Below are 24,960 nucleotides of genomic sequence, written 5' to 3' on the forward strand. Positions count from 1 at the left end.
GATCAGTCGTGAGTAAGTTGCGCAAAATATACGCAAACTGATTAAGATTTATTTTAAGGAGACGTCCGTGAACGGACCCCGTTTAACGGTCCCGGATTCGGGATGACGGCTGTGTAGAGACTGCTATTCAACTATAAGATGATACGACGAGGTAAGATCGCTCGGTCGAACGTCCGCCGCCTCCGGGCGCGCCACCGGAGGTGGTGCCCGATCGTGGCCCGCACCGGCGCGTTGATCCAGCGCAAGGCGACCGGCTCGGTCGCGGCGCAGTGAGGCGGCTCGAAGAAGCCGAGATCGACCCCGACCATGGCGACGGCGGCCGTAGACCCGACCGAGGCAGGAGCGTCGCCGGTCACCGGAAGGGTGCCGCGCCTGCGGGTGTGGCTCGCGGTCCTGCCGCTGGCGGGCCTCTGCGCCGGCCTGTCGGCACAGGCGCTCGGGCACCCTGAGGCCGCCGCTCCGGCGTGGACCCTGGCGACGCTGCTGGTGCTCGCCGTCCTGGCGTCCCAGATCGTGACCCGCTTGGCGCGCGGCGATGTCGGGCTCGACCTCGTCGCGTTCCTCGCGATGGGCGGTGCCCTCGCCCTGTCGCAACCGCTCGCCGGCGCCGTCATCGCCCTGATGTATGCCGGCGGCCAGTCGCTGGAAGCCTACGCCGCCGGCCGCGCCGGCCGCACCATGACGGCGCTGATCGCCCGCCAGCCGCGCACTGCCCTGCGCGAGGAGGGCGACGCGCTGCGGGACGTGCCCCTCGCGGCGCTGGCTCCGGGAGACCGCATCCTCGTGCGCGTCGGCGACGTCGTGCCGGTTGACGGGAGAGTTGCCTCGGGCCAGGCCGTCCTCGATCGCTCGAGCCTGACGGGCGAGGCGCTGCCCGCCATCCTCGGGGCCGACGCGCCGGTGCTGAGCGGCACGGTGAATGTCGGCACGCCGTTCGTGCTGATCGCGGATCGGCGCGCGGCCGAGAGCACCTATGCCGGCATCGTCCGGCTCGTCGAGGCGGCGCAGGCCCGGAAGGCGCCCATGGCGCGCTTGGCGGACCGCTACGGGCTCGCCTTCCTCGGCGTGACCCTGCTCCTCGCCGGCATCGCCTGGCTCGCCACGGGCGACCCCGTCCGGGCGCTCGCCGTGCTGGTGGTCGCCACCCCGTGCCCGCTGATCCTGGCGGTTCCCGTCGCCCTCGTCTCCGGTCTCTCGCGCGCCGCCGGGATCGGCGTCCTCGTCAAGGGCGGGGGTGCGCTGGAGATGCTGGCCAAGATCCGCGTCCTGGTCGTCGACAAGACCGGCACCCTGACCCACGGCAGCGCCCGCCTCGTGTCCACGCGGATCCTCGCCGCCCGCGACGAGGCCGAGGTCCTGCGGCTCGCGGCGTCCCTCGATCAGGCCTCGGGCCACCCGGTGGCGCGCGCGCTGGTCGAGGAAGCGCGCCGGCGCGGCCTGTCGCTCGCGCAGCCGCGCGAGGTCGTGGAGACGCCCGGCGACGGCGTGACCGGCAGAGTCGACCGACGGCACGTCGTCGTCGGAGGCCCGCGTCTCATGAGGCGGCACGGTCTCTCCTTCGCGACGGCGGACGGGGTCGGACGCCGCGCGGCGGAGAGACCGTGCCGCCGACGCCAGCTACAACGGCGTCAACCTCATTGCCGGCAAGGGCAATGACATGAACATCAAGTTCAACGACACCGGCAGCTCGAACCTCAACGTCGCCTCGGTCGACGCGACCGCCAGCGGCCTGGGCCTGTCGTCGATCACCAGCTCGAACAACTCGTCGAGCCAGAACGGCCTCGGCAACTTCCTGCTGAACGCGGACGTCAACAAGACCCTGGCGACCCTGACCAGCGCCGGCAACTCGCTCAACTCCGCGGCGAGCACGCTGGGCTCGAACCTGTCGGTGGTTCAGAACCGCCAGGACTTCTCCAAGCAGCTGATCAACGTGCTGCAGACCGGCTCGGCCAACCTGACCAACGCCGACCTGAACCAGGAGGCGGCGAACTCGCAGGCGCTGTCGACCCGCCAGTCGATGGGCATCTCGGCCCTGTCGCTGGCCAACTCCGCCCAGCAGGGCGTCCTCCAGCTCCTGCGCTGAGTCTTGGCCCTGCGATAGAAACGGCGGCCGGGGCGATGCTCCGGCCGTTCGCGTTTGCGGCGCGCATTCTGGAAGTACGCGGGCTTCCGAAGAATGTGCCATGACCGACTGCCGCACGATCACAAGGCTTCGTCAGGAGCTGGCCTCAGCCAATCCAACCCGCTCGATGATCGCCAAGCGCAGGCTGGCAGAGCTTCGTACTGCAATACTAGCCGATGCAAATCGAACAAAGTCGCTGATCGACCGCTGTAAAGAGAATGCGGATTTTCTCGGGGTGACTTTGGGATCCGACACGTGAGCGACGCCCCGCGGGCAAGGTCCGCTTCCAGGCCGCCGTCAAGGCAGGGGCATGACTGGGTTCGGTCGTTTGCTGCCGGAGGCCAACGCATCTCATCGTGACGCTCGCCACCGTGTCCAGTTCTGATGCGTCTTGCTGACCTCTAGGCCGTTCGCCTCGAGGGGAAGCCGGAGTCTGTTGGAGGTCTTGGTGCTGTCGGGTGGTTTGACAATCCGACACCTAAGCCGTTGATGTTAGCGGTGCGGTTTGCTGCCGGTTCAGTAGCTAAATGCTTGAGTCAAAGCGCAAAAGCGGGGCATCATAATCCTTGTGTCGGGGGTTCAAATCCCTCTCTCGCTAACACAATTTATCGAAGCCCCGCCAAGCATTGAGCGGGGCTTCTTGCTTGCCCTGCTCTCTGCTGAATCAGGGGCTCTGCCACCCGCCCGACCCGGCGGACCGGGGCAAGGCGGGCACGAAGCGCAACTTCGTCACATACGCGCCGGGTACGCCGCTTGGCGTCTGCCTGAGTGGGGCCAACCGACGCGAGCGCCGCGCGCGTGGGATTATACCGCGCATCGCACGCCGCGGCATCGCGAGCAGCGAGAGACCGGGCCGCCACCGATGGATGGTGGAGCGCACGCACGCTCGGTCCGATTGCTTCCGGCGCTTGCCGGTCCGCTACGAGCGACGCGCCGACATCTGCGAGGCCTTCACCGGCCTCGCGGTCAGCGTCGTCGCAATCAAACCAAATCAAGACGGTTCTGTTAGGCGCTCAGAGACGCGTCGCCAAGTTTCGCCGCTATCTCTGCGATGGCCGGTTCTGCGGCATTCCGTCTTGGGCGCGGACCGAAAGAGAGACGTCACCCTCATCCAGATTGAATCGGCGACGCGAGCGTGACTTTCACCGACCCCAATAGAAAGGATCCTCGGACTCTGTCGGCAGCGGACCGCATCGCTCTCGGTGAAGAACCGATGCGGTCCGCCTGCAGCCGTTCTGGACGATCGGGTTAAACCCAGAACGACGGCCTCTGTCCGCGACGGTCGCGGTATCCTCGATGTCTCCGTCTGATTAGAGAGGCGGACCACGTCTGATCGGCACGGCCCGCCGGCCAGAAACTCGCCGAGGGGGCGGAAAGCGAGATCCTGGCGTTCGGAGCGTTCAGCCGAAGACGTCGGCGACGTAGCGGCCGGTCTCGCGCTCGACCTTGTCCGCCCAGGCTTCGGCGTCCTCGGGTGTGACACCCTTGGCCTCGCGGTAGATCCGCACGCAGGTGTCCCGCACGGCCGGAGCCATCCGCTCACCGTCGCCGCAGACGAACACCGTCGCCCCCTTCCGGAACAGATCGGCGACGTCGGCCCGGTCCTGCCAGACGCGGTGCTGGACGAAAGTGACCGCGCCGTCCGGAGCCTTGGAGAAGGCCGGGCGGACCGAGACGACGCCGTCCCTTTCCCAGGCGGCGAGTTCGTCGTGGTACAGGAAATCGACCTCCGGGTGGGTGACGCCGAGGAAGAGCAGCGCCGACCCGACCTCGCGGCCATTGACCTTCTGGATCGCGCGCTCCTGCAGGAACCCACGGAACGGGGCGATGCCGCTGCCCGCGCAGATCATCACCAGCGGCAGCGAAGGATCCTGCGGCGGATGGAAGGCGGCTTGCGAGGGCCGCACCGCCACCGACAGCCGCGCCCCCTCCTGCAACCCGGCGAGGTAAGTCGAGGCGACACCGAGGTGGCGGTGTCCGCCCGCCAGCGCCGGCACGTCGAGGACCGACACTGTGAGCGAGCACTGCCGGGGGTCGTACAGGGGTGAGGATGAGATCGAGTACTGCCGGGCCCGCATGGGCGGCAGCATCGCGAGGAACGCCCCGAGCGTGAGTTCGCAGGCGGGAAACCGCTCCAGAAGGTCGAGAACGCTGACGCGCTTGGTCAGCACCTCGGCGGCATAGAGTTCCGGTTGTGCGAGGGCTACCATAGCCTTGCGATCCGGAGGGCAGCGCGTGGCCTCGGCGAGTTGATCGACCTGAGCCCTGGTCGCCGGCTGGCCGAGCTCGACGTAGTCCTCCAGTACGCCAGCGGCGGAGACCGGATGGTTGTCCGGCAAGACCGAGGCGGTCCCGGCGCTCTTGTGGATGACGATCTGCGTGTCCCCGGCCAGGCCGAACCGGCGCAGGGCCCGCTCGACGTCCGGGCGCGGGTTGCGCGGCAGGACAGCGAGATAGTCACCCGTGCGGTAGGTCATGCCCTCGGGAAGGGCGATTACGATGTGGCGCTTCGAGCGGCCGAGCGGCGAACTCAGATCGACGAGCTCGCGGTTCTCCAACACGCGGCCTCGGTCGAGATCGGAGAGGCGCAGTGCCGTCTCGCGACCTGATCGGACGATTTCGACGTCGAGGCCCGCCGCAGACGGCTCGACGGCCTCCCTGCCGAGCGCGCGGCCGAGATCCTGCCAAAGCCCGGCGTACCACTCGTCGAAGCCGCCGAAGAAGTCCCCCCCAGCATCGGTCTCGCCTCGATCGCAAAAACGGGTCGCACCGGCCTTCTCCAAGGCTGCGTCCGTGCGCTTCGGAATGGCCTGATAGGTCCGCGCCCACTGCCGGTTGCCGCAGCCGAACACCGCGAAGCGCACGCCCTTCAGCGTATCGGGACCGAGCCCCTCGATCCACGTGAGGAACTGCCGGGCGTTGTCGGGCGGGTGGCCCTCGTAGGAGGCGGTGACGACGACGACCGCGCCCTCTGTCGGCAGCCGGTCGACGTAGTCGTCCATCGGCGCGGCCTTCGCGGCGTAGCCCTGGCCGGCTGCACCACCGGCGATGCGTCCGGCAAATGCCTCGCAGGAGCCGGTGTTGCTGCCATAAAGCACGAGGAGCGGGATCGTCGCCGCCTGTGCCCGGCCGTTCCAGCCCCCGGGGGCGAGGGTCCGCGGGGGGGCCGTCGGCACGGCGCTGTGCGGGCGGGCGGCGATCTCGCTGCGGCGACGGGCGTGGATGCGGAATCCGTGCGGCTTCAGCGTCAGGGTCTCGGCGACCTCGAGCCGATAGCCCGGGTCGGCCATGGTCAGGTCGAAGCGCTGCAGGACCATCGCGAGCACCAGCTGCGCTTCCTGGAGCGCGAAGCCGCGACCGATGCAGGCACGCATCCCGTTGCCGAACGGCTTCCAGGCGTTCGGCGGCAGCGTCTGCGCGACTTCAGGGGCGAAGCGCTCGGGTCGGAACGCCTCTGGCTCGTCCCAGACCTTCGGGTCGCGATGCAGGGTCGGCGAGAGGACGAGGATCACGTCCTCGGGCGTCACCGGATATCGGCCTGCGAGAGTGGTCGGCTCCTTCGGGGCGACGGCGAAGGCGGGGGCGGTCGGCCACAACCGCAGAGCCTCCTGCAGGATCTGCTCGATGTAGCGCAGCTTCGACAGATCCTCGACCTGAGGACGCTCACTGCCCAGCACTTCGTCGACGAGACCGCGCGCCTTCTCCAGCACCTGTGGGTTCCTGAGAAGAAGGTAGAGGGCGAAGGAAAGGAGGCCGCTCGTGGTCTCGTGACCCGCGATCAGGAAAGTCACCATCTGATAGCGGATGTTCTCGTCCGAGAGCCCCTCGCCGGTCTCCGGATCACGGCCCTCCAACATGACTTGCAAGAGGTCGTGCCGGGAGGCTGCGTCAGGATCCCGCTTCCGCTCGGCGATCAGCGTATCGGCCACCCGTTCCATCAGCGCGACGTCGGCCTCGTAGCGGCGCTTGGTCCGCAGCAGCAGGTTCGTCGCCACGCCGGGCCGCCGCGCCCGGCTGCCCGCCTCGTCGAGCGCGCCGACCATGGCGGCGACGAAAGGGTGCATTTCGGTCTGGTAGAAGCTGTTGAAGCGGTAATCGAAGGCGCACAGCGCGATGGTGTCGAGCGTCAGCCGCGTCATGGCGTCGGCGACGTCGATGTCGGCCCCGGGCCCGAACCGCTCCCAGCGCAGCAGCATCTGGTCGGCGATGTCCTCCATCTTGTCGAACATCGAGCGGATGCCGAGCGGCCCGAAGGCAGGCATCAGCAGGCGGTGGGCCTTGGCCCAGTTCGGCTCGTCGTTGCGGGCGGTGAACAAGCCGTCCCCGCCGAAATCGCGGACCATCTCCAGTGGGCGGTGGAGCTTCTTCGCGAATCGGGTCTCGTCGCAGACTTCGTCCACCAACTCCTGCGAACTGACGATGGTCGCGATCCGGCCTCCCAGCGACAGGCGGAAGATCGGTCCGTAGCCTTGCGCCAGTCGCATCATGCTCTGAACCGGCGCTTTGGCGTCGAGATCAGGCAGATTGCCGATGACGGGCAGCGGGCGGGGCTGCGGAATGGTCGCGGTGCTGGTCATGGGACGCTCTTCGCGGTCTCGTCCGGGGCCCGGGTCATCGGGGATCGTGCGACGGGCGGCGTTCAGTGGGCGGCCGGGGTCGCGGCTTGGTGCGCCTCGAAATCGCTGATCGCCTGCGAACAACCGTCGGACAACTTGGCGCGGTTGCGCCTGAAGCAGGCCCGTACCTCGGGCCCCCCCGGGCTCATGCCGGCACAGAAGCGCATGTAGTCCGTCCCGCAATTGGCCCGCATCCTGGCCATCTCGTCGGCATTTTGGGCGAACGCCTCGCCGCCGAAGGTGGCGATGACGGCGCAGGCGGCGGCGAGGCTGACGCGGAAAAGGGTCCTGGATGTCATGGTGGTGCTCTCTGGATCGGGGGGGGGGGAGACGGGGGGTTCAGCGGTCGCGGATGCGCTCGGCCAGTGCCTCGACGGGCTTGGCGAGGGCGTGCTTCACGCGGGCGGCGAGCGAGGAGTCATCGCCCTGCGGGATCGTGGCGAGACGCGGGAACAGGGCGAGCGCGTGGGCGCGATCGATGCCGCATTTGGTGGCCTCGTCGAGGACGCTCAGCCCTTCGAGAGCTTGCGTCTGCATGTCGGTGACGATCGCGGGGGCGAACGGATAGTCGCTGCCGAAGAGAATATGCTCGGCCGGGACCAATTCCCGGAGCGCGGCCATGGCGTAGGGCGAGGGCGACAGCGCCGTATCGTAGTAGAAGCTCCGGACGTAGTGCAGGACCCCCTTCGGAGCCTTGAGCGCGAAGTGCGGGATCTCGTTGGCCAGCGACAGCCGCCACGCGACGTACGGCAGGAAACCGCCGGCATGCGCGAGGATCCAACGGATGCGCGGATACCGCTCGACCGTGCCCGACAGGATCAGATTGGTCGCAGCCCGGGTGGTGTCGCAGAGGAACTCGACCAGGAAGCCGGGGGCTTGCAGCCCAAGTTGGGTGCTCGTCTCGTGCAGGTTGGGGTGCACGAACACCACCGCCGCGCGCCGATCGAGTTCGGCCATCAGCTCGCCGAAGCGCGGATCGCCCAGGAAGTGACCGTCAGTGCTCCCGAGCAGCACGATGCCGTCGGCCTTGAGGACGTCGAGGGCGTATTCGGCTTCCTTGCAGGCCTGCTCGGTGAACGGCATCGGCAGGACCGCGAACGAACCGAACCGCCCGGGATGGCGGCTGACGAGATCGGCGGCGTACTCGTTGCAGGACCGGGCGAGGTCGCACGCTTCCCACTCGCTGCCGCCCGTGAGGAACGTGCCCGGGGTGGAAAGCGAGAGGATCGCGGTGGCGATGCCGTGCCCGTCCATGGTCTCGATGGACGCCTCCGGCGTCCAGTGCGGCAGAGATGCACCGGCCACCTCGGAAAGACCCTTCTCCTTCACGGCCTCCGCGAAAGTCGGCGGGATCAGGTGGTGGTGGACATCGATGCGGTTCGGTTTCGCGGTCATCGGATACCTTCGGGCAGGACTGGAGACCGCGTTCGCGGCGGGGATCACGGTCGAAGTTGGCGGCGAACTCAGTCCGGCGGGTGCAGCAGCGTGGCGATGACGGTCTCGATCATCCGAGCGCGGGCGTCGCGCATGTCGATCTCCGGAGCCAGTCGGTTCAGGAGGGTCGGAAAGGTCGGCGGCTGGTTCAGCGCCCCGTTCAGCAGGGCGAAGAACAGGGCCGGGTGGGAGCTGCGGATGACACCGGCGGCGATGCCCTGTTCGAACAGCGACCGGGTCGTCTCGTAAGCCGGACGGAGAAGGCGCTCTGTCACCAGAGCGGCGCGTTCTGGCGTCTCCGAACCGTGCCGCGTGACGAAGTCCCGGACCTCGGGATGGGCCGAGTAGAAGGCAGCGACCCGGACGATGACGTCGCGAAGCCGGTCATAGAGCGGTCGCCCGGGATGGGCAGCGGACCTCGCGACCTCGGCCATTACAGGCAGCGCCGCCGATACGATCCCGTCGAGGCAGGCTTCCCAAAGCTCTGCCTTGCCGCCGAAATGGACGCGCACGAGGTTGGGGCTCACACCCGCGACGGCCGCGATCGTTCGGACGTCGGCCCCGTCGAAGCCGTTTCTGGCGAAGGCCTGCGTCGCCGCGCACAGCAGCGCCTGCCGACCGTCCGGCATGTCTTTGGTGCGACGGCCTCGCGGCCGGTTTCCGGTGTGTTCGCTCACGTTCGTTCGGGTGTCATCGGAGGGCCTGATTTTATGTACAGATGAACATATAAAGAGATGGTGGGTGGCGACAAGACCTGTTCGGACAAAAAATGCCCTTGGGATGTCAGCGTTCGGCCGAAGGCCGAGTGGCCCGGGACCGCGCTCTCAGCCGGATCGGTCGGATGACGCCGGAGGCCCGGGGCTGAACGGACCTGGTGCGGTTCGAACGCCCGCTTGGGAGAGGTATGCTGGCGGCCCCTGACGTGTGGGTCGGGTCGGGGGCGGACAGACCTTCGCCCATGATCCGGAAGGTTACGAGTGCCCGTTCCTCCCCGTCGAAACGCCGGTGCTGCGATCCGGTGGGCTGAGCATCATCCATGGGGAACGATCCCGCCGTTGGAGCGGGGACGAACCGGACCATCTCTTTTCGCGGTCGGTTCGATCCTCGCGCAGCAGACCTCACGGATACGTCGGTCGCGAGCCTTCAGCTCGCGCCCGAGTTCTGCGTACATCCCGTGCTGGCCAGAAGGCGCGTCGGCTTCGGTCCGATGTCTTCAGCTTGACAACTCGCGTGGATCCGGAGCTGACGCGCTTCGACGGGTGTCGACCTCTCCTCGTCCGAGTCCATCACGGGCACAGCATTCGGTATTCCAGTGATGACAGGACGAGGAATGCGGGATCAGAAGACCCGCACGCCTCGAAGGCTCAGCCGCATACACGGACGCGGCGGTAATAGACGTTACCGAAGTCATCACGAGCACGGCGGCGCTGGATCCAGCAGTCGCGCGGGGCGTAATAGACCCGGCGATAACCGTATCCGTATCCGTATCCATAGGCGGGATAGGGCGCGTAGCGCGGCTGGCTCGCGGCGGCCGCCGCGAGGCCGCCGAGAGCGAGACCGCCGATGATGCCCGCGGCGATGGCGCCGCCGTCGCCCGCTCGGGCGGTGCTCTGGATGCCGACGAGCGGCAGCGCAGTCATGGCGACGAGGAGGAGTTTGCGCATGGTGGGGGCTTCTGGCGGCTGAGAGGCTTCGGTCAGCGACCCCGGAAACACCGGGGCAACTGCAACAAAGCATCCCTAAGTCTTCCCGGCTTTGCCTGGCGTCATAATTGTAAGTCGGATTTTACGAAAAACGCGGTTGTGCCCGACAGCATTAACGAGCAATGATTCCGCTTTCACACGATCAGCGATACGCCCGATCGCGGCGGCGACGGTGCGCAGAAGGCGTTCGAGGTCTTAGAACCAAATGAGAATGCTTCAGACTTGATGCTATCACGAGTCGCGCCTGAAGCTAGATCTCTAGCAATATAAACCCGATCACGGGCAACGTGTATACATGAAACATCATATTGCTGATGTCCAGATCGCCTTTGCTGGACTGATCGGCACTGCAACATTATCTGTGGTCGGTCGGGTTGCTTAAGATATGCATAAATGTGAAGTCGAATTCATTGATGTCAGATAATTCTGAAGTCGGTTATGCATATAATATTTGAGCGGGATAGTGCTGCTCGATGCAGTTGTGGGCCCGAAGTGTCGGCCTGACGCCGATGCCATCGGAAATGTATCGCAGGTCTAGCACACCGCTCAGTTCTCCCCTGGCTTGTCAGAGATTTGGCCTGGCTCGCCTGCAGGTGATGATCCTTGTGTCGGGGGTGCAAAGTCCTCCCTCGCTCGCACCCACGTCCCTGTTTCTGCTCGTTCGACCGAACCCGCCCTCCGGCGGGTTCGCCATCACGCCGGCAACTTGTGGTTTTTGCGCGCGTTAGAAGTTCGCCAGGAGCCACCGATGCCCGTCGTTCTCGCCGTTCCGGTCGCCCTAGTCGCGGTTCTCGCCGTCGGCGCGTTCGCGCTCCGTCGCGCCGAAGGGCACGCGTCCGAGTTGCGGGAAGCCCTGCTCTTGCTGTTCATGCTCGCCGTCGTATCGGCCACCATAGGGTTGATGTCCCTCCGCCCGGATCGCGCCACGAACGACATCCTGGATGTGAGAGCCGGCACCGTTTCGGCTTGATCCCGGAGGGCTCGAACCGGCCGGGACGCTGCTGGGCGCCTGGCACGGCGCGGCCGTACCCGGGTCGCTGAGATCCCCATCTGTCCGCGGGGTTCGCCGAGGAGAAGCCTCACATTCGCCGAGACTGATGGCGAGAAGCTCGAGGGTCTCATGATCGATGGCCACTGTCCTGTCCCGCGGGTTCGAGGCACCGGCTCGGTGAAGGGTAAGGACAACCGCACGGTCGACATGGCGCTGCCGATCAATTTCAGGGCGACATCGCCGACGGGCAAGGTTCGCGTGATGCGGACCGCCGGCGAAGCGTAGAGTTGAAGGCAACGCCGAAAGAATTCGATCACTGGTTGTGTGCTCTGCTCGTCGAGGAGGAGGGTCGCCCCATGCCCATCACCACCTCTATCAACGTCGTCGGACCTGTCGCGGCGACGCAGATGATCCAGTCGGCGAGAGCCGAAGCCGCCCTCGAGCACCGGGCAGGCCTGCATACCGTCACGATGCCGGTGCCGAAGGCCGACGATCCGGGCATCACAGCGCGGCAGGACGATCGTCTTCTCCCCGCCTCGCAGGAGCGCGTGGTGGATATCACCGTCTGAAGCGGGTCCACCCACACCGCATCGATCCCGCAGCTCCGACACCAGGGTCAAGCCGCGCAGGGCCGGCCCGATCGCCTGCCTCTGCCGGGCGCGTGCGATGAGCGTCAGGCCGGCGCTCGCGGATCCGAGCGGGACGGCCAGGACTTCGACAGGCCGAGATGTCTCCTGCAACAAACGGGACATCGCCCTGTAAGTCACGCCGCATATCACCCTCCGAGCCGGCAAGACTGCCTGCAGAACGGAGGACATCATGCTCGACGACTTCGCCGATACACCGGCCGCGACGCACGTCAGTCTGGCCCATGAACGCGCGGTTCGGACGCCCCGGCGCCGCGTGAGACTTCTCGGGATCGGCTGCCTCGGGCTGGCCTTCCTCGGCACAGCGAGCACGGTCAGGGCGTGGGAGACCCCGCCCACGCGCCACGCATCCGTCGATGATGAAGGCCCGAACGGCGGACGTCATCTCGCTCAGCCGGCACATGGCCCGATCGATCTCGGTACCTTCGCCGCGATCGCCGGTCGCTAGGAAGGGCGGCCGATGAACGCGATGCTGCTCGGCCTCGTCCCGCTGCTGACCATTCTCACTTGGAGCGCCGGCTACGTTCTGGTGGAGCGCGCGTGGCGTCAGCGCGGCCCGGGCCATCATAACGTCGCGGCGATCCTCTGCGCGGGCTTCAGCCTCGCCGCCATCGCAGTCTTGGCCTGGGCCGTGCCCCAGCCGGGCCAGAACTGGTCCGATGCTCCGCTGGGGCGCCTCGTCCCGGACGACAGGCCCGCCCTGCACGAGCCGGCGGCCGGTCGCTTGTGAGCGCGCGTGCTCGGCACGCGACCCTCGCGGGAACCGTCCACGAACCGTGGCAGCGGCGCGACGACGCCCTCAAGTTGGCCGGGGTGGCCAAGCCCGGCGACGACTGTCCTATGTCAAAGTCCCATCTGCGGGGCGAGCCCGTTATCGGGTGCGGAGTCTAGTCGAATGCTGTATTTACAATCCTAATTTGTCGATATATAGACTCCGCCGTCTGGGGAGCGTGTTGGGTGAGGAACACGCCATGACGGAAATGTCGCCGATCGCGGATGAAGCCGCGGCGCGCCTGGCCTTCGGCCTGATGCGGTCTGCTTATCTCGATCTCGCGCGCACATTGCGCGGTCTCGAAGACGAGACCGCTCGCGAATTGCTGCGGACGATCGAGAATCGGATCGTCTACAGGCTCGGATCTTCGGCTGAAGACGCTCCGGACGGGTCCGTGCGGGAAACCGCCCTGGCTCTGGCGGCCGGACAGGTCCGCGCGGTGCTCCGCGAGGCCCAGGAAAACTGAAGCGCTCGTCAGGTCGAGAGGTTCCATCTCGGCGGGCCTCTCCGCATCCGGCGCGAGAGCCGGGATGGAACGCCTCCCGAATCTTCGCCAGTGTCGTGATCCGCGCCGCGGTGTCGGCGCCCTCGCCCAGCGAGGGACATGTCCGCGACGCGCGGTTCCGCGGCAGGAGCGCGGGGCGCGACGCGGTCCTGCGCAGTCTCTGACCTGGCGGACGCGCAGTGGCGCTCGCGCAGCGCCACGTTCGGGCAGGTCAGCCGATCGGACCGGCATCGAGCGAGACGCGGAAGCGCATCCGCACCACCCCCGCATCGTCGCGGACCGCCGCGACGTAATCCTGCCGTCCGGGCTGGTCGGAGAGCCCCTGCGCGATCCGCGTCATGATCTTCACGGCCTGCGATCGGGCGGCCTCGAGACTGGGCAGGTCGTAGCCGTCCTTGTCGCGGACGAGTTCGGTTCCGTCGTGCAGATCGATGAAGAAGCGGGGCATGGGCGGCTCAGCGGGGGGATCCGTCGGCCACGCTAAGCAGTTTCCGCACCGGTCCACCTACCCCTTTTCGGCATGTCGCCGTCGCGGCGATACCGCGACGCGGCCGGGGTCGTCGGCGTCTCGGAAAGGTCCGGCCGCGATCCTAGCGGTAGTCGCCCGGCGTCAGACCGTGCCGGGCCATCTTGTCGTACAGGGTCTTGCGCGGCAGACCGAGCGCCTCCGCGGCGGCGCGGACATCGCCGCCGGCCATGATCAGCTCGTCGCGGATCAGCTGCCGCTCGAAGCGGTCGACCTGATCGGTGAGGCTCCCGGTCGTTGTCTCAGCCGGAACCCGACCCGCCGCGGCGAGGCCCAGCGCGCACCGCTCGGCGAAATGGCCGAGCTCGCGGACGTTGCCGGGCCACGCGTGGCGGCGCAGGTGATCGCGGATCGCCGGCGTGACCGGCGGCAGAGGCCGCCCGAACTTCTCCGCGGCGCGGCGCAGGAAGTGCTGGAAGAGCAGCAGCACGTCGTCCCCCCGGTCGCGCAGGGGCGGGATCGTGACCGTGATGACGTTGAGCCGGTGATAGAGGTCGTCGCGGAATGTGCCCTGCGCCGCCGCCTGCCCGAGATCGACCTTCGTGGCGGCCACCACCCGCATGTCGACCGGCCGCACCTCGTTGGTGCCGAGCGGCTCCACGGTGCGCTCCTGGAGCACCCGCAGGAGCTTCACCTGCAGCGGCAGCGGCATGCTCTCGATCTCGTCGAGGAAGAGCGTGCCGCCCTGCGCGTGCTCGATGCGGCCCACCCGGCGCTTGAGCGCCCCGGTGAACGCCCCGGCCTCGTGCCCGAACAGCTCGCTCTCGACGACGCTGTCGGGCAGTGCCCCGCAATTCATCGCCACGAGGTTGCGCTCGGCGCGGCGGCTCCACCGGTGCAGGGCGCCCGCCACGACCTCCTTGCCGGATCCGGTCTCGCCGAAGACCAGCACGTCGACGTCGGCCTGCGCTACCTCGCGCACGAGGGCGCGCAGGCCGACGATCGCCGGCGAGGTCCCGAGAAAGGCCGGATCCTCCTCGATCGCCGCGTCGAGCCGGGCCCGCAGCGCCCGGTTCTCCATCACGAGCCGCCGCCGCTCCAGCGCCCGGCGCACGGAGCCCACGAGCGCCTCGGCGGGATAGGGCTTGGCCAGGAAGTCGTAGGCACCCTCCCGCATGGCCGCCACCGCCATGCGGATGTCGCCGTGGCCGGTGATGAGGATGACCGGCAGGTCGGGGTCGACCCGGCGCAGCCGCGCCAGGAGGGCGACGCCGTCGAGGCCGGGCAGCCGCACGTCGGTGACGACGACGCCGGGCGGCGCGGCCAGGATCGCCGCCAGCGCCGGCTCGGCGGCCGCGAAGGCCTCGACGGAGAAACCTTCCAGCTCCAGGCTCTGGCTGTTGGCCCGGCGCACGTCCGCCTCGTCGTCGATGAACACGACGCGCTCGGTCCCCGCCTGCGCGTCCGCCGGTTCGCTCACGGTGTCGCTCCCACGGGCTTGCCCACGCTCGGGACCGCCACCGTCGCCCGGATCATCTCCATCCGGAAGACCGTCCCGGCGCCGTCGCCGCCGGCCAGGATCAGGTTCCCGCCGCAATCCTCCACGATCCCGCGGGCGATGGCGAGGCCCAGGCCCAGGCCGTCCGCCTTGGTGGTGAAGAACGCGTCGAAGATCTGGCCGCGGACGTCCGCGGGGATCCCGGGCCCGGTATCGGCCACCTCCACGGCGACGCGCTCGCCGCCCTCGACGAGCCGCAGGCTGACGCGGGCCTCCGCGCGGCCGGCCACGGCGTCGACGGCGTTCTGGAGCAGGTTGACCAGGACTTGCTCCAGCCGGGGGCCGTCCCCGAGGACGCGGAGATCCGGGCCGGGGCGGTCCGCCTCCAGCGGGACGCGCAGCGCGGCGGCGCGGGCCGCCACCAGTTCCAGCGCGTTCGTCACCACCTCGTGCAGCGGAACCGGCTCCCTGCGCGGCGAGGCGCGCCGGGCGAAGCCCTTGAGCTGCCGGGTGAGGCCGGCGATGCGGTCGGTCAGCCGCCCGATCGCGGCGGCGTTCTCGGCCGCGTCCTCGCCCCGCCCGCGCCGGATGAGGATCGCGGCATTGTCCGCGTAGGACCGGATCGCCGCCAGCGGCTGGTTGATCTCGTGGGCCAGGCTGGCCGCGAACTGGCCGAGGGCCGCGAGCCGGCCGGCCTGCGCCAGCTCGCGGCNGATCGGGCTCTGCGCGATCCTCGCGGCCGGCCAGCCACGCCGCCGCGAGGATCGCGCAGAGCCCGATCACGGCGGCGAGGCTCCGGCGCGACGGCGTGCGGTGGCCGGACGGCGCCAGTTCGCTCAAGGGCGGCCGACCTGTGCGGAGATCCGGACTGTCGCGGACGGCCGCGTGCGGGAATCCGCACTCGCGCGCGGCCCACGGGCGGCGAGCTCCGCGAAAAATGCTTTCCTGATCAGGTGGTTAAAGAAACGTCGCGATCGCGGGCCAAGTGGCATGCCGGTTGCCATTCCCGGCACGAAACGCAGCCATGTCGTCAGAGAACGGCTGCGCGCCGGAAGGCCAACAGCAAGCGCGGACACCGCCGGGACATCCCGGCGCGAGCCGCCCCACCCGAAGCCCGCGACAGGGAGAACGCCCCATGGCCGCCGTGCCGTCACCACTCACCGCCCCGCATCCGCCCGCCAAGCCGAAGCCGCTCTACCGGACGCTGTATTTCCAGGTCCTGGTCGCCGTCGCGATCGGCATCCTGCTCGGTCACTTCTACCCGCAGCTCGGCGCCGAATTGAAGCCGCTGGGCGACGCCTTCATCAAGCTCGTGAAGATGATCATCGCCCCGGTGATCTTCCTGACCGTCGTGTCCGGCATCGCCGGCATGACCAACCTCGAGAAGGTCGGCCGGGTCGGCGGCAAGGCGCTGATCTACTTCCTGACGTTCTCGACGCTGGCGCTGATCGTCGGCCTCGTCGTCGCCAACGTGCTCCAGCCGGGCAACGGCCTGCACATCGACCCGAAGTCCCTGGATCCGAAGGCGGTCGCCTCCTACGCCGGCAAGGCGAAGGAGCAGAGCATCGTCGACTTCCTGATGAACATCATCCCCACCACGGCGGTCGGCGCCTTCGCGGGCGGCGAGATTCTGCAGGTGCTGTTCTTCTCGGTGCTGTTCGGCTTCGGCCTCGCCTTCCTGGGCGACCGCGGCAAGCCGGTGCTCGACATCATCAAGGTCCTGTCCGAGGCGATCTTCGGCGTCGTGAACATCATCATGAAGGTCGCCCCGATCGGCGCCTTCGGCGCGATGGCCTTCACGATCGGCAAGTACGGGATCAGCTCCCTCGCGAACCTCGCCTACCTCGTCGCCGCCTTCTACCTGACCTCGGCGATCTTCGTGCTGGTCGTGCTCGGCGCGGTCGCGCGCTACAACGGCTTCTCGATCATCAAGCTCATCCGCTACATCAAGGAGGAGCTGCTCCTCGTGCTCGGTACGTCGTCGTCCGAGTCGGCGCTGCCGTCGCTGCTGGAGAAGATGGAGCGGGCCGGCTGCTCGAAGCCGGTGGTCGGCCTCGTGGTGCCCACGGGCTACTCGTTCAACCTCGACGGCACCAACATCTACATGACTATGGCGGCGCTGTTCATCGCGCAGGCGACCGACACGCCGCTGAGCCTCGGCGAGCAGGCGCTGCTGCTCCTCGTCGCCATGCTGTCGTCCAAGGGCGCCGCGGGCGTGACCGGCTCGGGCTTCATCACCCTGGCGGCGACGCTCGCCGTGGTGCCCTCCGTGCCGGTGGTCGGCATGGCGCTGATCCTCGGCGTCGACCGCTTCATGTCCGAGTGCCGCGCGCTGACCAACTTCATCGGCAACGCGGTGGCCTGCATCGTGGTGGCGCGCTGGGAGAACGAGGTCGACGAGGCCAAGCTCGCCGCGGCCCTGTCCGGCCGGACCATGGCGCCGCTCGCGCCCGCGCCGGCTCTCCAGCCGGCCGAGTGAGCGATCGGCGTCGCGGGCCGCGCCTCGGCACAGCCCGCGATGCCCCGGCGGACCGCCTGTGCGCCGCGCCGCGGATCCCTCCGCGGCGCGGCGCGCGCGTATGACAGGAGATCCGGCGGCGCGGCGAGACCGGCTCGACGCCCTCAGGCGGCGTCGAGGGCGTGGGGCGCGAAGGCGGCGACGACCGGCCGGAAGGCGCCGACGATTGCCGGGTCGAGCCGCCCCGCCATGCCCTCCAGGATCGCGTAGGCCGCCGCGCTCGCCATGGGCGGCTTGTAGGGCCTCTGCTCGATCAGCGCCGCGTGGATGTCGCAGACGGTGACCAAGCGGACGAGGTCGGGGATCTCGTCGCCCTTGAGGCGGTCGGGATAGCCCGACCCGTCCAGCATCTCGTGGTGGGACCGGACGACGTGCAGCATCTGCTGCTCGAAGCCCTGATCGACGAGCATCGTGTAGCCCTTCTCCGGATGCAGCCGCATCACGGCCAGTTCGGCGTCGTCGAGCCGCCCCGGCTTGTTGAGGATCGCGGCCGGGATGTGGATCTTGCCGACGTCGTGCAGCAGGGCCGCCTTGGTCACGCGGTGGCGCTCCTGCTCGCCGAGGCCGAGGCTGGCCGCGAAGGCCGCCGCCAACCCGGCGACGAGGAGGCAGTGCTGGTGCGTGGCGTCGTCGAACTGGCGCACCGCCCGGACCCAGTCGCGGATCCCGGTATCCCGGATCGCGAGATCGATGGCCTGGGTCCCGTTGTCGATGACGCCGGGCGTGATCGGCTGATCGGGTACGAAGACGGATGCGTAGAAGCCGCGGACCGCCGCGGCCGTCCGCACGGCGCAGGCCGGCAGGGGCTCGTCGTCGAAGAGGGCGAGCGCGGGGGCGCGCGGCGCTCCGAGCGTCTCCCGCAGGCGGTCCGTGTCGAAGGGCGCGCAGAGCGTGTGCGTCGCGCCGAGGGCGACGCCGACCAGCCGGGTCCGCGGGCTGTCGGTGTGGAGCAGGACGGTCAGCGGGACGCCGTGCCGGACCTCCGCCAGACGGCGGCGCAGGCGCTCGACGGATGCCGATCCCAGGTCGTGGACGTCGGTGACGATCGCGGTGGCGTTGCCGAGGGGCGCCTCCGCGTCGCGCAGGTCGTGGACTTCGCAGGACAGGCCATCGGACAGATCCTGCGCCAGACCCTGGCTGCGTGCGGGATCGTCCGTGATGAGGAGGATCTGGCCCATCGGCACGCCTTCCGGACCGTGCGTTACGGGAACATCGCGTCGACCGTGTCCTGCGAGACCGAGGCGTCGCCGGGCAGAACCGGACCGTTGAGCAGCGCCGCCTCCCCGCTGCGCCGGTCGGGCTGCGGGTCCGGCCGCGTCGGCGCCTCGCCGGTCCCCGACCAGACGCGCAGCATCTCGCCGATCCGCTCCTCGACGAGGACGATCGTGCGCACGACCTTCGAGATCCGCTGGCCGGTCAGGTCCTGGAAATTGCAGGCCTCGAAGATGGTCTGCATCTCGATCTGAATGGCCCGGGCGTCGGCCCGATTGGCGTCGTCGCCCGAGCGTCGCACGATGCCCCGCGCGAGCGTGTCGACCTTCTCCGAAGCGGTCAGGATCGCGTTGGTGGCGTCTTCGGTACCCTGCACGACGGCGTGGAGCTCGTCGCAGGCGCGACTCGTCTCCTGTTCCTGCCGGAGATCGGCGATCTCCTGGCGCGTGCGCGCGATCGAATCGGAGATCGACAGGAGCTGGGTCCGCAGGAGCCCGACACCCTCTTCGATGGAGACAACGTCCGGTAGAGCACGGGCCATGAGCGGGGATCGCCACGCGGTTTATATTGACCGGCGAAAATATCGACGATCTCTTAAGCCGCGCTTAATGCGACTTATCCCGGTGCGGATCTGCGTCGGTCCGTACGGTAACGATTGTAGAATGCGCTATATCTACGTTAATCCATCACCAAAGCGCGCCGTGCGATGGCGTGGTCTTGGCGGCCGCACCGTCGACGAGTCGCGGGGCGCTTCGTTTCTCGGCGGCCCGCCGGATCGCGGTAGACGACCTCCGGAAGAGTGGCGCTGCCGCATGTTCAACTGTTGGTTGACGCTATCGAACTAGATCACGATTCCTCGACAGGTCTGGTGGCTGGACCGGTCGACTTTGAGCAGTGATGCGCGGAGAAAAGTAAGCTTTTGATGGTCTCTCAAGCTCGGTGGTTCCAATTTCGAGCTGGGATGTGAGTACGGCAATCCGAGCGGCATCGCGCTGGCTCGACCTGCGGGGGCGGGTCGCGCGGTTCGCGTCCGCGCGCGGGGGAGCGACGGCCGTCGAGTTCGCCTTGGTTGCCCTGCCGTTCTTCGCCCTGGTCGGGGCCTGCCTCGAGAACGGGATCGTCTTCTGGGAGCAGGAGATCCTCCAGCAGGCGGTGTCCGACGCCAGCCGGCAGATCTACACGGGCGCCTTCCAGACGACGAACGCGGGCACGACCGACACCGCCACGCTGATGAGTCGCTTCCGGACGGCGATCTGCACGCAACCGAACGGTGCCCCCAGGGTCACCATCTTCACCTGCGCCAACGTCCGGGTCAGCGTCACGAAGGTCGCGGATTACGGTTCTGCCAACCCGATCTCGCCGGTCGCCACCAACGCCAGCGGCGCGAGCGACTGGAACCCGAATTTCGCCGGCTATTCCTGCGCCGGCACCTCCGCCATCGTGGTCGTGCAGGCCGCGGTGGACATTCCGGTCTTCTTCCCGCTGCTCGGTGCGGCCGTGGCCAACCTGCCGAACAGTCGGCGGGTGCTCCAGGCCGCGACGGTGTTCAAGGTGGAGCCGTACACCGCCCCGTCGGGGTGCTCCTGATGAGCGGCCTGCTGCTCCGCCTGCGCCGCTATCGCCGCGACGAGCGCGGGATCGCGGCCGTCGAGTTCGCGCTCGTCCTGCCTCTGCTCATCGTCCTGTATTTCGGCACGGCCGAGCTGACGCGCGTCGTCGACGCGACCCGCAAGCTGACCTTGTTCGCGCGCACGCTGGGCGATCTGTCCGGGCGTATGGACAATGCTCTGGCCACGCAGGACGGGATGACGAAGATCGCCGGCGCGGCGACCGCGATCCTGCGCCCGCTGGACGCGTCCGGCCTCCAGATCGTCGTCAACGCGATGGGCGTGGAATCGGTCAACGGGACGCTCAAAGGCTTCGTCTGTTCCAGCTGGCCCAAGAACGCGACGCAGCGCCCGGCCAACCAGGCGAACGGGAGCAACGGGCTCCCCGCGACGCCGGCGGCCTATCAGTTCGACGGCGCCCGCTACATCCTGGCGGAAGTCACGATGCCCTACACCCCGATCATCGGGAGCGCCCTGTACCGCTGGATTTTCGGCGGCCGCGGATTGACCTTCACGCGGCAGGTCCCGTGGTCGGAACGCACACCCAACGAAATCGTCATGCCGGGCGGCGTCGCCTGCCCGGTCTACAACTGATGCGCGAGGGAAGGCCCGTGTCGGTGTTCCGTATCCGGTGGAAGCGCGTCCTCGAGCTGACCGCGACGGCGTTCCCGCGCGCGCGCTCCGGTCAGGTCGCGGTGACGTTCGCGCTCGTGACGCTCCCGGTCATGTTCGCCACGGCGGCGGCGGTCGATTACGGACGCCGCAACGCCGCGAAGACCCAGCTCGACACCGCCCTCGACGGCGCCGTGCTCGCCGTGATGTCGCAGAAGACCAACACGATCCCGACGACGACCTTGCAGAACATGGAGACCCAGTTCCGCGCGGAGGCCGCCAAGGTCCCGGGGGTCACGGTGACCTCGTTCACGCCCGGGGCGCCGGTCAACACCTCGAAGACGCTGAGCCTGACGGCGAGCTACACGGCGACGGTCAAGACGAGCCTGGCGTCGATGATGCAGATCCCTGCCATGCCCGTCAGCGGCACGTCGTCGGCCACCCGCAATACCTCGCAGTACATCAACTATTATCTGCTGCTCGACAATTCGCCGTCCATGGGGCTCGCGGCGACCGATGCCGACGTGAGCAACATGAAGCGCGCGACCAACGGGTGCGCGTTCGCCTGCCACCAGCACACGTTCGACAGCAGGGGTAACATCACGGGCGACAACCAGAATGACAATTATCACATCGCCCTGCGGTACAACATCAAGTTGCGCATTCAGGTCTTGCGGGATGCTGTCTCCGCGCTCGTCGATCAGGCCAACGTCAGTATGCTGCTGCCTCAGCAATTCCAGATGGAGATGTGGACCTTCAACGACTCGGCGACTCAGACGAAGCTGCAGGCGATGACGCCGACGCTGAACAATATCAAGAATGCTACCCCGAACATCGATATCGCCTACGCCTACTACAATCAGTCCGACAATCAGACGGATTTCGAGCGGGCCATCGCGAAGATGAACGCGACCATCCCGGCCAGCGGCGATGGGTTGACCCCGGACAAGCCGATCCGCTTCCTGTTCCTCGTCACGGACGGTGTCGAGGATACCGCGGGCAGCGTCACCAATCAGAGCGCGGGTTTCCAGTACCAGAGTGACCGCTTCATCGGTCCACTGAGCCCGTCGACATGCACGAATCTCAAGAATAAGAACGTGAAGATCGGCATTATCTACACGCAGTACCTGCCGATCTACGACAATGATTTCTACAACCGATACGTGAGGCCCTACGAGTCGCAGATCGGGCCGGCGCTGCAGGCCTGCGCGTCCGACGGCATGTATTTCCCGGTCTCCACGAATGGCGACATCACCGCCGCCATGCTGAAGCTTTTCAGCACCACGCTCGCGAGCGTGCGGCTGAGCAACTGAGACGCTGCCCCGGTCTCAGGTCGTCGGCGGCGGCGACCCGAGGACGTTGACCCACAGGACGACGGTCTGGCCGCGTGGATCGGGATTGCTGAACCGGTGCGGCCGCCGGCTCTCGAAGCGGAAGCTGTCGCCCTCCGCGAGCTGAAGGGTGCGAGTCTCGACGACCAACGTGAGCCGTCCCGCGAGGACGAGGCCGGCCTCCTCCCCGTCGTGGCTGAACAGCTCGTCGCCGGTGCTCGCCCCGGCCTTCAGCACCATGTGGAACAGGCTCATCCCCTGCGTGCCGCCGGGCGGGGTCAGGAGCTGCTTGGTGATGCCGGCCCGCCAGAGCTGGAGTTCCGGCCGGTCCTTCCGGAACACCACGATCGGGTCGGGGTCGGGCGCGTCCGGCCCGGATTCGAAGAGGCCGCCGATCCCGATCTGCAGCGTGTCGGCGAGCAGCGCCAGGACCCGCAGGGACGGCGACGACAGGCCCCGCTCGACCTGGCTGATGAAGCCGATCGACAGGCCCGTGCTGGACGCCACCGCCTCCAGCGAGAGCCCGCGCGCGCGCCGCAGGCCGCGCAGGCGCTGACCCACGGCCCGGTCGACCGGTTCCGGACCCGTTGCCTCGCGTCGGGGGATGCTCACCGTCACGCCAGCCTGCCTCTCGTGTGCTTCTTCATGCACGTGAAAGCCGCTTGCGTCGATACCGAAAACGTGCGGTATTCTTCACGAGAATGAAATCGGGCCCGGCTTCCGCCGCGTGACCCGGGCACTGCACGGGAGCGGCACCATGGGTAGACGGTTGGCCAAGCTGTGTCTGTCGTCGGCGCTGCTCCTCGGCGTCCTCGGCGCCCCCGTCGGCGCGCAGCCCCTGAGGGTGGGCTCGACGCCCACCGGTCTGCCCTTCACCTTCCTCGATACCAAGACGAACACCATTCAGGGCGTGATGGTCGACCTCGTCAACGCGGTCAGCAAGGAGGCGGGCTTCACGGTCGCGGTCGAGCCGCTGCAATTCTCGACGCTGATCCCGGCGCTCACCGCCTCGAAGATCGACATCATCGCGGCGGCGATGTTCATCACGCCGCAGCGCAAGGAGGTCGTGTCGTTCTCGGCGCCCGTCTACAGCTACGGCGAGGGGCTGATCGTCCCGAAGACCGACACGAAGGACTACACGTCCTTCGCCGACCTGAAGGGCGAGACGGTGGGCGCCCAGGTCGGCACCGCCTTCGTCGAGCCGCTAAAGAAGTCGGGCCTCTTCAACGAGGTGAAGATCTACGACGCGATCCCCGACATCATTCGGGACGTCAATTCTGGGCGGTTGAAGGCCGGCTTCGCCGACGCGCCGATCCTCGCCTACTACGTCAAGCAGGGCCTGTTTCCCGGCGTCCGCCTCGTCGAGACCTTCAAGCCGACCGTCGTCGCCTCGGTCGGCCTCAGCGTCCGCAAGACCGACACCGAGCTCCTGGCCAAGATCGACACGGCTCTCGCCAAGCTGAAGGCCGACGGGACGCTCCAGGCGATCCTGACCAAGTGGGGCCTGCCGCCGTCGGCCGACCGGTCCTGACCTTCATGCGCGAGTTCCTCGCCGACGCCCAGGACTACCTGCCGATCCTGCTTCAGGGGGTGCAGCTCACCATCCTGATCACCGTCGCGTCCCTGGTGGTCTCGACGCTGCTCGGGCTGGTCTGGGCGGTGATGCGGGTCTCCGGGATCGCGATCCTGGCGGGCTTCAGCGCGGTGATGATCAACATCCTGCGCGGCATCCCGATCATCGTGCAGCTGTTCTACATCTACTTCGTGATGCCCGATTTCGGCCTGTCGCTCACCGCCGTTCAGGCGGCGATCATCGGGCTCGGCATCGCCTACTCGGCCTATCAGGCCGAGAACTTCCGCGCCGGCATCGAGGCCGTGGATCGCGGACAGGTCGAGGCGGCGCTGTCGATCGGCATGGGCTGGGGCATGACCATGCGGCGGGTGATCCTGCCGCAGGCGATCCGGATCGCGCTGCCGCCCTACGGCAACATCATGATCATGATGCTCAAGGATTCGTCGCAGGCCTCGACCATCACGGTCGCCGAGCTGGCGCTCCAGGGGAAATTGATCGCGTCGTCGACCTTCAAGAACACCAGCGTCTACACGCTGGTAGCGCTGATGTACCTCGCGCTCAGCCTCCCGCTGATCCTGCTGGTCCGACACTTCGAGGCGAAGGCGCGGCACCGATGATCGTGCTGGAGGACGTCCGCAAGCATTACGGCGCTCTGGAGGTGATCAAGGGCGTCTCGGCCGAGGTCACCAAGGGCGAGGTCGTCTGCATCATCGGACCCTCGGGTTCCGGCAAGTCGACCCTCCTGCGCTGCATCAACGGGCTCGAGGCCTACGACGGCGGCGAGATCCGGGTCGACGGGCAGCGGGTCGACCGGGACAAGCGCGGCATCAAGGCGATCCGCACCCGGGTCTCCATGGTCTTCCAGCGCTTCAACCTGTTCGCCAACCGGACCGCCCTGGAGAACGTCGTCGAGGGGCCGATCCACGTGAAAGGCGAGCCCCGCGCGGAGGCCGAGGAGCGGGCCCGCGCCCTGCTCGCCCGGGTCGGGCTCTCGGGCAAGGAGCACGCCCGGCCGAGCGAGCTCTCAGGCGGGCAGCAGCAGCGCGTCGCGATCGCCCGGGCGCTCGCCATGCGGCCGGAGGCGATCCTGTTCGACGAGCCGACCTCGGCCCTCGATCCCGAACTGGTCGGCGACGTGCTGAAGGTCATGCGCGCCCTCGCCGACGAGGGCATGACGATGATCGTGGTCACCCACGAGATCGGCTTCGCCCGCGAGGTCGCCGACCGGGTCCTGTTCCTCGACGGCGGCCGCCTCGTCGAGCAGGGACCGGCCGCCGAGGTCCTCAACCGGCCGCAGAACCCGCGTACCCGGGACTTCCTGCAGCGCGTGCTGCACCCGCTCTAGGACACACC

Annotated in this window: 24 protein-coding genes and 4 pseudogenes; 17 read left to right on the forward strand and 11 right to left on the reverse strand. The window is 68.0% G+C overall.

What is annotated here, in order from left to right; genetic code table 11:
- Positions 1 to 306: 306 nt before the first annotated feature.
- The 4 genes and pseudogenes from MMR14E_RS00330 to MMR14E_RS00345 form a co-directional block, all read left to right on the forward strand.
- Positions 307 to 1,593 (forward strand): annotated as a pseudogene (locus MMR14E_RS00330) (HAD-IC family P-type ATPase); the annotation flags it as partial.
- A 10-nt stretch (positions 1,594 to 1,603) separates the two neighbouring features.
- A pseudogene (locus MMR14E_RS00335) lies at positions 1,604 to 2,083 on the forward strand (flagellin); the annotation flags it as partial.
- A gap of 100 nt (positions 2,084 to 2,183) precedes the next feature.
- On the forward strand, positions 2,184 to 2,381 hold the full coding sequence (locus MMR14E_RS00340; RefSeq protein WP_331312288.1) for a hypothetical protein: 198 nt from the start codon (positions 2,184 to 2,186) through the stop codon (positions 2,379 to 2,381).
- 424 nt (positions 2,382 to 2,805) lie between these two features.
- Positions 2,806 to 3,131 (forward strand): annotated as a pseudogene (locus MMR14E_RS00345) (IS5/IS1182 family transposase); the annotation flags it as partial.
- Positions 3,132 to 3,522: 391 nt separating this feature from the next.
- Here MMR14E_RS00345 and MMR14E_RS00350 read toward each other — a convergent pair.
- The 5 genes from MMR14E_RS00350 to MMR14E_RS00370 all read right to left on the reverse strand — a co-directional run bounded on the left by MMR14E_RS00350 (position 3,523) and on the right by MMR14E_RS00370 (position 9,836).
- Positions 3,523 to 6,699, reverse strand: a complete 3,177-nt coding sequence (locus MMR14E_RS00350; RefSeq protein ID WP_331312289.1) for a bifunctional cytochrome P450/NADPH--P450 reductase — start codon at positions 6,697 to 6,699, stop codon at positions 3,523 to 3,525.
- Positions 6,700 to 6,761: 62 nt separating this feature from the next.
- Positions 6,762 to 7,037 carry a hypothetical protein gene (locus MMR14E_RS00355; RefSeq protein WP_331312290.1) on the reverse strand — a complete coding sequence of 92 codons (276 nt, stop codon included), beginning with the start codon at positions 7,035 to 7,037 and terminating at the stop codon, positions 6,762 to 6,764.
- Between the two features lie 40 nt (positions 7,038 to 7,077).
- Positions 7,078 to 8,133 (reverse strand): amidohydrolase family protein, encoded by a 1,056-nt coding sequence (locus tag MMR14E_RS00360; RefSeq protein WP_331312291.1) that lies wholly within the window; start codon positions 8,131 to 8,133, stop codon positions 7,078 to 7,080.
- A gap of 68 nt (positions 8,134 to 8,201) precedes the next feature.
- The gene (locus MMR14E_RS00365) at positions 8,202 to 8,801 is read right to left on the reverse strand and encodes a TetR/AcrR family transcriptional regulator (RefSeq protein ID WP_331312292.1); all 600 of its coding nucleotides are present in this window, start codon (positions 8,799 to 8,801) and stop codon (positions 8,202 to 8,204) included.
- 735 nt (positions 8,802 to 9,536) lie between these two features.
- Complete coding sequence (locus MMR14E_RS00370) at positions 9,537 to 9,836, reverse strand: hypothetical protein (protein ID WP_331312293.1); 300 nt, start codon at positions 9,834 to 9,836, stop codon at positions 9,537 to 9,539.
- Positions 9,837 to 10,623: 787 nt separating this feature from the next.
- Between MMR14E_RS00370 and MMR14E_RS00375 the strand changes: the two genes are divergently transcribed.
- From MMR14E_RS00375 to MMR14E_RS00400, 6 genes are all read left to right on the forward strand, one after another.
- Positions 10,624 to 10,845 carry a hypothetical protein gene (locus tag MMR14E_RS00375; protein ID WP_331312294.1) on the forward strand — a complete coding sequence of 74 codons (222 nt, stop codon included), beginning with the start codon at positions 10,624 to 10,626 and terminating at the stop codon, positions 10,843 to 10,845.
- Positions 10,846 to 10,995: 150 nt separating this feature from the next.
- Positions 10,996 to 11,151 carry a hypothetical protein gene (locus tag MMR14E_RS00380; protein ID WP_331312295.1) on the forward strand — a complete coding sequence of 52 codons (156 nt, stop codon included), beginning with the start codon at positions 10,996 to 10,998 and terminating at the stop codon, positions 11,149 to 11,151.
- A gap of 71 nt (positions 11,152 to 11,222) precedes the next feature.
- Positions 11,223 to 11,435, forward strand: coding sequence for a hypothetical protein (locus MMR14E_RS00385; RefSeq protein WP_331312296.1), 213 nt, complete (start codon positions 11,223 to 11,225; stop codon positions 11,433 to 11,435).
- Between the two features lie 250 nt (positions 11,436 to 11,685).
- Positions 11,686 to 11,961: a hypothetical protein gene (locus MMR14E_RS00390; protein ID WP_331312297.1), complete on the forward strand. Its 276-nt coding sequence runs from the start codon at positions 11,686 to 11,688 to the stop codon at positions 11,959 to 11,961.
- 12 nt (positions 11,962 to 11,973) lie between these two features.
- Positions 11,974 to 12,243, forward strand: a complete 270-nt coding sequence (locus MMR14E_RS00395) for a hypothetical protein (protein WP_331312298.1) — start codon at positions 11,974 to 11,976, stop codon at positions 12,241 to 12,243.
- Between the two features lie 241 nt (positions 12,244 to 12,484).
- Positions 12,485 to 12,751: a hypothetical protein gene (locus tag MMR14E_RS00400; protein ID WP_331312299.1), complete on the forward strand. Its 267-nt coding sequence runs from the start codon at positions 12,485 to 12,487 to the stop codon at positions 12,749 to 12,751.
- Between the two features lie 250 nt (positions 12,752 to 13,001).
- On the opposite strand, the gene MMR14E_RS00405 is transcribed toward MMR14E_RS00400, so the two are convergent.
- The 3 genes and pseudogenes from MMR14E_RS00405 to MMR14E_RS00415 all read right to left on the reverse strand — a co-directional run.
- Positions 13,002 to 13,238, reverse strand: coding sequence for a DUF6894 family protein (locus MMR14E_RS00405; RefSeq protein ID WP_331312300.1), 237 nt, complete (start codon positions 13,236 to 13,238; stop codon positions 13,002 to 13,004).
- Positions 13,239 to 13,380: 142 nt separating this feature from the next.
- Entirely contained in the window at positions 13,381 to 14,736 is a 1,356-nt protein-coding gene (locus MMR14E_RS00410) for a sigma-54 dependent transcriptional regulator (protein WP_331312301.1), read from the reverse strand.
- Positions 14,733 to 15,491, reverse strand: a pseudogene (locus tag MMR14E_RS00415) (sensor histidine kinase); the annotation flags it as partial. The gene MMR14E_RS00410 and the pseudogene MMR14E_RS00415, both read right to left, overlap by 4 nt.
- Before the next feature lie 398 nt (positions 15,492 to 15,889).
- Between MMR14E_RS00415 and MMR14E_RS00420 the strand changes: the two are divergent.
- Positions 15,890 to 17,233 carry a dicarboxylate/amino acid:cation symporter gene (locus MMR14E_RS00420; RefSeq protein ID WP_331312302.1) on the forward strand — a complete coding sequence of 448 codons (1,344 nt, stop codon included), beginning with the start codon at positions 15,890 to 15,892 and terminating at the stop codon, positions 17,231 to 17,233.
- A 143-nt stretch (positions 17,234 to 17,376) separates the two neighbouring features.
- Here the strand turns inward: MMR14E_RS00420 and MMR14E_RS00425 are convergent, their stop codons facing one another.
- Both MMR14E_RS00425 and MMR14E_RS00430 read right to left on the reverse strand, forming a co-directional pair.
- Positions 17,377 to 18,450, reverse strand: a complete 1,074-nt coding sequence (locus MMR14E_RS00425; RefSeq protein ID WP_331312303.1) for an HD-GYP domain-containing protein — start codon at positions 18,448 to 18,450, stop codon at positions 17,377 to 17,379.
- 23 nt (positions 18,451 to 18,473) lie between these two features.
- Entirely contained in the window at positions 18,474 to 19,025 is a 552-nt protein-coding gene (locus MMR14E_RS00430) for a protein phosphatase CheZ (RefSeq protein ID WP_331312304.1), read from the reverse strand.
- Between the two features lie 422 nt (positions 19,026 to 19,447).
- Here MMR14E_RS00430 and MMR14E_RS00435 point away from each other — a divergent pair, with 422 nt between their 5' ends.
- Genes MMR14E_RS00435 through MMR14E_RS00445 form a run of 3 tightly spaced genes read left to right on the forward strand, consistent with a single transcriptional unit; the run spans position 19,448 to position 22,016 of the window.
- Complete coding sequence (locus MMR14E_RS00435; RefSeq protein WP_331312305.1) at positions 19,448 to 20,071, forward strand: TadE/TadG family type IV pilus assembly protein; 624 nt, start codon at positions 19,448 to 19,450, stop codon at positions 20,069 to 20,071.
- Positions 20,071 to 20,685, forward strand: a complete 615-nt coding sequence (locus tag MMR14E_RS00440; RefSeq protein WP_331312306.1) for a TadE/TadG family type IV pilus assembly protein — start codon at positions 20,071 to 20,073, stop codon at positions 20,683 to 20,685. The genes MMR14E_RS00435 and MMR14E_RS00440 overlap by 1 nt, the downstream gene beginning before the upstream one ends.
- A 17-nt stretch (positions 20,686 to 20,702) precedes the next feature.
- Positions 20,703 to 22,016 carry a TadE/TadG family type IV pilus assembly protein gene (locus tag MMR14E_RS00445; RefSeq protein ID WP_331312307.1) on the forward strand — a complete coding sequence of 438 codons (1,314 nt, stop codon included), beginning with the start codon at positions 20,703 to 20,705 and terminating at the stop codon, positions 22,014 to 22,016.
- 15 nt (positions 22,017 to 22,031) lie between these two features.
- Here the strand turns inward: MMR14E_RS00445 and MMR14E_RS00450 are convergent, their stop codons facing one another.
- Complete coding sequence (locus MMR14E_RS00450) at positions 22,032 to 22,652, reverse strand: XRE family transcriptional regulator (RefSeq protein WP_331312308.1); 621 nt, start codon at positions 22,650 to 22,652, stop codon at positions 22,032 to 22,034.
- A gap of 139 nt (positions 22,653 to 22,791) precedes the next feature.
- Between MMR14E_RS00450 and MMR14E_RS00455 the strand changes: the two genes are divergently transcribed.
- The 3 genes from MMR14E_RS00455 to MMR14E_RS00465 are packed head-to-tail and all read left to right on the forward strand — an operon-like array spanning position 22,792 to position 24,952.
- Entirely contained in the window at positions 22,792 to 23,565 is a 774-nt protein-coding gene (locus tag MMR14E_RS00455; protein WP_331312309.1) for an ABC transporter substrate-binding protein, read from the forward strand.
- Positions 23,566 to 23,570: 5 nt separating this feature from the next.
- Positions 23,571 to 24,224: an amino acid ABC transporter permease gene (locus MMR14E_RS00460; RefSeq protein WP_331312310.1), complete on the forward strand. Its 654-nt coding sequence runs from the start codon at positions 23,571 to 23,573 to the stop codon at positions 24,222 to 24,224.
- Positions 24,221 to 24,952 carry an amino acid ABC transporter ATP-binding protein gene (locus tag MMR14E_RS00465; protein WP_331312311.1) on the forward strand — a complete coding sequence of 244 codons (732 nt, stop codon included), beginning with the start codon at positions 24,221 to 24,223 and terminating at the stop codon, positions 24,950 to 24,952. The genes MMR14E_RS00460 and MMR14E_RS00465 overlap by 4 nt, the downstream gene beginning before the upstream one ends.
- Positions 24,953 to 24,960: the final 8 nt, after the last annotated feature.

Source organism: Methylobacterium mesophilicum (assembly GCF_036441335.1).
Classification (GTDB): Bacteria; Pseudomonadota; Alphaproteobacteria; order Rhizobiales; family Beijerinckiaceae; genus Methylobacterium; species Methylobacterium mesophilicum_B.